Origin of the sequence: Frigoribacterium sp. CFBP 13729 (assembly GCF_014841875.1) — a bacterium.
Lineage (GTDB): Bacteria > Actinomycetota > Actinomycetes > Actinomycetales > Microbacteriaceae > Frigoribacterium.
This window is the reverse complement of the sequence record NZ_JACYUR010000005.1, coordinates 184,508-190,507: the sequence shown is the minus strand read 5'-3', so window position 1 is coordinate 190,507 and position 6,000 is coordinate 184,508. Positions and strand designations below refer to the sequence as shown.

Sequence of the window (6,000 nt, the reverse complement as noted above, 5' to 3'; positions counted from 1 at the left end):
AACACCGACGCCGTCCAGGACGAGATGCTCGTCGGCGTCGCGAAGATCACCGTCGCCACCGAGTAGGGTCCGCCCTCACCCGAGTGACGACGACACCGGCCCCGACCCTGCACGTGGGCCGGTGTTCCCGGTGGGGCCCCGCTCCACGCTCCGGCGTGGGGCGGGGTTCTCCCTCCGTTCGCTCGTGAACCGTCAGAAAAGGTCCTTTCCCTTCTGGGAAAGGACCTTCTCTGTCGTCTCGTCGCCCGGCGACGGGACGGAGACGGGACCAGCTCGGCACTGTCACCGTTCAGGAGGTGCGGGCCCGCGCCTCCTGAACGGTGCACGAATCAGGACTCCCGCTCCCCCCGTTGCGCGACTCAGGACAGATCTTCCTGAATGGGGAGGGCCCGGGCTAGCCGGTGACGACCGCGATCTCGTTGGCCGCGACGCCGAGGTCGCCCGTGGCCGTGACCTCGCCGGTGGCGACGTCGACCGCGTGGATCGAGCCCGACGCCGGGTCGGTCACGAACGCGGTGTCGCCGACGACCGAGAGGCTCGGGTGCGAGTCCTGCCACTCGGCGGGCCCCTCCCACGCCTGGATCACGGGGTACGAGGCCCCGAACGTCCCGGCGGCGACGTCGAACACGTGCAGCGCTCCGTCGGTGCCGAGCACGAGCGCGTCGTCGTCGGCGGTGCGGCCGACGCCCTTCCAGGTGTACGCCACGCCGTCGGGCAGGTCGAGCACCTGCGAGGTGGCCGCGGCGGTGTCGACCGCGGTGAGCTGCGTCAGCTCGTAGCCCTCGGAGTCGGGGTCGCTGTTGTAGTCCCCGAGCATGACGGACGACGAGTCGGTGACGTAGGCGTTGCCGGTGCGGCCGTACTCGTCCGCGGCGGCGATCTTCGTGAACGCGCCGTCGTCGTACAGCAGCACGCCGTCGCTGCAGCCGAACACCGCGACCTCGTCGGCCGTGGTGCCCTCGCCGTGCACGGAGGGGCACTCCTCGCTGCGCGCGGTCTCCTCGCCGGCGGCGTCGAGCGCGCGCACGCCGACCCGCGACTCGGAGTCGCCGATCGTGGTGAGCAACGTGCCGTCCTCGAGCTCGATCGAGACGCCGTGGTGGGCCTCGGGCGACGAGATCGTCTCGGTCGCGGGCAGCTCCCCGGTCGACGAGACGTCGAGCAGGTCGGCGGTGTCGAAGACGGTGGTGTCGCCGGTCCCGTCCGAGAACAGGACGGTCTTGTCGCCGTGGCGCACGACGTGGCCGGGCGTCGGCGCCTCGAACACGAGGTCGGTGAGCTCGGGCTCTGCGGTGTACGACGTCCCGTCGGCGGTCCAGGCCCCGGTGTCGAGCACCTGGAACCCCTCCTCGGTCGAGACGAGGACGTGCCGTCCGTCGCCGGCCGGGTTGACCCTGTTGAAGCCCGCCAGCTCGATGTCGGCGACGGTCTCGAGGGTGGTCGCGTCGAGCACGAGCACCCCGCCGTCGTAGGTGGCCGCGATGCGGGGCTGCGCCGAGGAGGCGGTGGTCGCGCCCGTCTCGGAGGCCGCGCCGGTCGCGGCGTCGCCTCCCGCACCTCCTTGGCCCGTGCCGCTGCACGCCGTGAGGGCGAGGGCGGCCGAGGCGGCGAGCGCGAGGCCGGCGAGGGCCCTGGTCTGGTGTCGGGAGATCTGGTGTCGCGGGGTCATGTGATCCGTTTCCGTGTTCGGTGATGGGGGTGGTGCGGGCCGGTCAGGGCGACAGGCCGGTCGCGATGAGCTGCTCGTTCGAGCGCATCATCTCGAGGTAGGTCTCGGCTCCCCCGCCGGGGGCGCTGAGCGACTCGGTGTGCAGGGCGACGACGTCGACCTCGACGTCGGCCTCGTCGGCGAGGACCTGCACGAGGCGGTCCGGCTGGGAGGCGTCGGCGAAGATCGTGCCGACCCCCGCCTCCTCGATCGCGTCGGTGAGCCCGGCGAGGTCGGACGCGCTCGGCGCCGCCAGCGTCGTTCCGCTCGGCAGCACCGCCCCGACGACGCGGAACCCGTACCGCTCGGCGAGGTAGCCGAAGACGTGGTGGTTCGTGACGAGCGCACGGCGCTCGGCCGGGATCGCGCCGAAGCTCGCCGCGAGGTCGGCGTCGAGCTGCTCGAGCTGTCCCCGGTAGGAGGCGGCGGCCGACTCGAGCGCACCGGCGTCGAGGCCGTCGACCTGCGTCGACAGCTCGCGCTCGAGCCCGTCGACGACGTCGAGCATCCGCTGCGGGTCGGTCCAGAAGTGCGGGTCGAGCTCGCCCTCGGCGTCTCCCTCGGCGTAGGCCAGGGGCTCGATCAGGTCGCCGGCCTGGACGACGGGCACGCCCGCCGCGGCGGCGGAGTCGACGTGCTGCCGCAGGCCCTCCTCGAGGCCGAGGCCGTTCGAGACGACCAGGTCGGCGTCGCGGAGGTCGGCGGCCTCGCGGGCGGAGATCTCGACGCTGTGCGGGTCGGCCCCCGGGGGCATCAGCGTGACGACGTCGGCCTGGTCGCCGATCAGCTCGCCGACGACGTCGCCGAGGATGTTCGTCGTGACGACGATGCGCGGGGCGCCTGCGGGCGCTGCGCCGGCGGGGCCGCCTGGGCCACCCGGGCCGCCGTCGGCGAGGGCCGAGCAGCCGCTCGTGACGAGCAGCACGGCCAGGGCGGCGGCGGCAGCGGCAGTTGCTGCTGCTCGTGCGGGTCGCCCTGCCCGCGCGGGTCGCGGTGCTCTGACACCCCCGAGTGGACCATGCACCCCGGAACGACGGGGTGTTCCGTCCACTCCGGGGTGTGGGAGGACGGCGGGCGCGGGCGCGGCGGCGGCGGAGCCGGCGCGGAGGCGCGCGCGGCTCATCGGCCCGTCTCCACGACCAGGCGGCCGGGCAGCGGCAGCGTGCGGGCGACGCGAGCGGAGTCGGCGTGGTCGATCTCGTGCACGACTCCCGCCGACGGCGAGTTGAGGTAGCTGCGCGACGCGTCGACCTCGAGCACGACGCCCGCGGGCAGCTCGGGGCCGTCGGCTCCCGCGACGAGGTCGGCCGCGACGAGCGGCTCGGTCTGCGCGAGGACGCCCTCGGGCGAGAGCACCACGACGCGTCCGGAGGTGTCGACCGCCACGACCGTGTCGTCGGAGTCGCCGACGGCCGTGGCGCGCAGCAGCGGCTCCGGGGTCTCGATCAGCGTCCAGGTGCGGGCCCGCGTGTCGAGCAGCCAGGCCCCGCGGGTGCCGGCGACGGAGGCGACGGCCGGGCGTCCTGGGCGTGCCTGGAACGAGGTGGCCACGTCCGACGTCGCTGTTCCGGCCGGGTACGGGATGCGCTCGAGCGTCACGTCGCCGGCACTGTCGGCGGTGGCGAGCACGGCGCCGTCGGCACAGCCGACGACCACGCCGACGCGGGTCGCTGCCGAGCCGCGGAGGGCAGGGCAGGGCTCCTCGAGGCCGTCGACGGGCTCGCCCTCGGCGGTCGTGACGACGACCGTGTCGGCACGCACGGGCGCGGCCGGCCCGGACGCGTCGGCGGACCCGGACACGGACGTGTCGGCCGCGTCGCTGACGACGCTCGCGATCAGCTCGTCGCCGAGCGGCACGAGCACGCCGTCGTGCGGCGTCCCCTCGATCCGGCCGACCGCGTCGAGCTCGCCGTCGGCCAGGGCGTCGCCGTCGAGCACGAGCCCCGTGCCGGTGGCCGACCAGGACGCGGCGGTGAGGGAGGCGCTGGAGGCAGCCCGCACCTCCTGTGCACCGCCCTCGGACGCGCCGGCCGCAGCGGAGCCGGAGCCGTTCCCGGTCTCGGTCTCGGCGCCGGTGCCGGTCTCGACGCCGAGGTCGGCCAGGTCGTCGGGCTCGGCGACGACCCGGGGATCCGCGAGGTAGTAGTGCGAGTGGTCGCCGTGCGGCACCGTCCAGGCGCCGCCGTCGACGACGGTGAGCCGCCCGTCCGGGGTCGCCGCGAAGAGGTGCCGGCCGTCGGTCGTCAGCGAGGAGGCCTCGCCGAGCGAGCCCCCGGACGCCAGCTCGACGATCTCGCCCGAGGCAGGGTCGAGGGCGCTCAGCACGTCGCCGTCGAGGGCGACGAGGCGGAGCTGCGGCTCCTGGAGCTCGCGGGCTCCCTCGACGTACCCGTGCGGGACGGCGGTCTCGTCGGCACCGGTCGTGCCGGCGTCGTCGGCCGAGTCGGTGCCGGGGCTGCAGGCCGCGAGGGCGAGCAGCGTGACGAGGGCGGCGGGGAGGAGGGCTGTTCTTCTGGTCACGAGTGCGGGGTCGCTTCCTGTCGTGCCGGGGGCGCGAGGTCGAGGGTCGGGCGGTCAGGTGCGGGGTGGGGGGCGACGGAGGCGACGAGCGCGGACGCCGTCGCCGTGGGTGCAGGTGCAGATGCGGGCGTCGCTCCGGCGGTCGCGTCAGGCGTCGGTGCCGAGGAGGCGCGGTCCCCGACCACGGCACGAGCCGCGGCCGACAGCCCGGCCAGCGCCACGGCGCACGCGGCGATGCTCGCGCCCGCCGCCGTCGAGGCGTGCCACGAGACGAGCAGCCCGACGAGCACGGCCAGGGCGCCGACGAGAGCGGCGGCGGCCATGGTGGTGGGGATGCGACGGGTCCACTGGGCGGCGGCCACGGCCGGGGCGATCAGCAGGCCGACGACGAGGAGGCTGCCGACCGCCTGGTACGAGGCGACGACGACGAGGGTGACGAGCCCGACCAGCACGACGTGGGCGAGCCCCGGGCGGAGGCCGGACGTGCTCGCGACCCGAGGGTCGAAGGCGAGGGCCACGAACGGGCGGTGGAACGCGGCCGTGACGGCCACCCCGATGACGACCGCGACGGCGATGAACACGAGGTCGCCCTGGTCGACGGCCAGCACGTCGCCGAACAGCACAGCCGTGAGGTCGGTCGCGAACGAGCGCGAGCGAGAGACGATCACGACCCCCACGCTGAGCATCGCGACGTAGAGCAGGCCGATGGCGGTGTCGGGAGAGACCCGCGAGCGTCGCGTGACGAGACCGACGCCGGCCGTCATCACGGCGGCGCTGACGGCGGCGCCGAGCACGGCGGGCAGCCCGAGGAGCGCGGCCAGGGCGACGCCGGGCAGGACCCCGTGGGCCATGGCCTCGCCGAGGAACGCCATGCCGCGGACGACGACCCACGTGCCGACGACGCCGCAGAGCACGGCGACGAGCACGCCGCCGACGAGGGCCCTGAGCATGAACGCCGTGCTGAACGGGTCGAGGAGGAAGGTCACGAGGCACGACCATACATGAAAACGATTATCAGTATGATCAAGGTATGGACATCGCACCGGGACCCCTCGCGCCGGCCTCCGACCTCCCCTCCCGCCTCGCGGAGCCGACCTCGGGGACGGTCGCGCGCCTCCTCGGCGTCAGCGCCCACCACGACGGACGCACCGCGCTGCGGGGCGTCGACGTCGACGTGCTGGGCGGCCGGCTGACGGTGCTCGTGGGCCCGAACGGCTCGGGCAAGTCGACGCTGCTGGGCGTGCTGGCCGGCATCCACCGCGACGTGGAGGGGCAGGTCGCCCTGCCCGCCTCGGGCACGACGGCGTTCGTCGTCCAGCGGAGCGCGGTCACCGACCGCCTGCCGATCACCGTGCGCGAGACGGTCGCGATGGGGAGGTGGGGGTCGCTCGGTGCCTGGCGGCCGCTGGGGCGTCGGGACCGCTCCGTCGTGGACGACTGCCTCGAGGCGCTCGACGTCGCCGACCTCGCCCGGCGTCCACTGGCCGCGTTGTCGGGCGGGCAGCGGCAGCGCGTTCTCGTGGCCCAGGGACTGGCACGCCAGGCCGACCTGCTGCTGCTCGACGAGCCGACGGCCGGGGTCGACGCCGCCGCCACGGCGCTGATCCGCGCCGCCGTCGACGCCGAGCTCGCCCGCGGAGCGACCGTCGTCGAGGCGACGCACGACCACTCCCTGCGCGGGCCGGGCATCGACGTCGTGCATCTCGTGGACGGTCGCCGCGTGGCGTGAGCGCGGCTACGCGGGTGCGCGCCACGCGTGCGGCACCGCCACC

General features: G+C 74.9%; 5 protein-coding genes. 1 reads left to right on the top strand and 4 read right to left on the bottom strand.

From position 1 onward, the window contains the following. Positions 1-394: 394 nt before the first annotated feature. The 4 genes from aztD to aztB all read right to left on the bottom strand — a co-directional run bounded on the left by aztD (position 395) and on the right by aztB (position 5,214). A complete protein-coding gene (aztD, locus tag IFT77_RS14425) occupies positions 395-1,669 on the bottom strand; it encodes a zinc metallochaperone AztD (RefSeq protein ID WP_192170368.1) in 1,275 nt (424 codons plus the stop codon). Between the two features lie 43 nt (positions 1,670-1,712). Then, entirely contained in the window at positions 1,713-2,633 is a 921-nt protein-coding gene (gene aztC, locus IFT77_RS14420) for a zinc ABC transporter substrate-binding protein AztC (protein WP_371741077.1), read from the bottom strand. 194 nt (positions 2,634-2,827) lie between these two features. Next, positions 2,828-4,228 (bottom strand): PQQ-binding-like beta-propeller repeat protein, encoded by a 1,401-nt coding sequence (locus tag IFT77_RS14415; RefSeq protein WP_192170366.1) that lies wholly within the window; start codon positions 4,226-4,228, stop codon positions 2,828-2,830. Further along, complete coding sequence (gene aztB / locus IFT77_RS14410; RefSeq protein ID WP_192170365.1) at positions 4,225-5,214, bottom strand: zinc ABC transporter permease AztB; 990 nt, start codon at positions 5,212-5,214, stop codon at positions 4,225-4,227. The genes IFT77_RS14415 and aztB overlap by 4 nt, the downstream gene beginning before the upstream one ends. A gap of 44 nt (positions 5,215-5,258) precedes the next feature. Between aztB and aztA the strand changes: the two genes are divergently transcribed. Then, the gene (gene aztA / locus IFT77_RS14405) at positions 5,259-5,957 is read left to right on the top strand and encodes a zinc ABC transporter ATP-binding protein AztA (protein ID WP_192170364.1); all 699 of its coding nucleotides are present in this window, start codon (positions 5,259-5,261) and stop codon (positions 5,955-5,957) included. The last annotated feature ends 43 nt before the right edge of the window (positions 5,958-6,000 follow it).

Coding starts and splice junctions, on each gene's coding strand:
- aztD (WP_192170368.1), bottom strand. CDS start 1,669: ATGACCCCGCGACACCAGATCTCCCGACACCAGACCAGGGCCCTCGCC.
- aztA (WP_192170364.1), top strand. CDS start 5,259: ATGGACATCGCACCGGGACCCCTCGCGCCGGCCTCCGACCTCCCCTCC.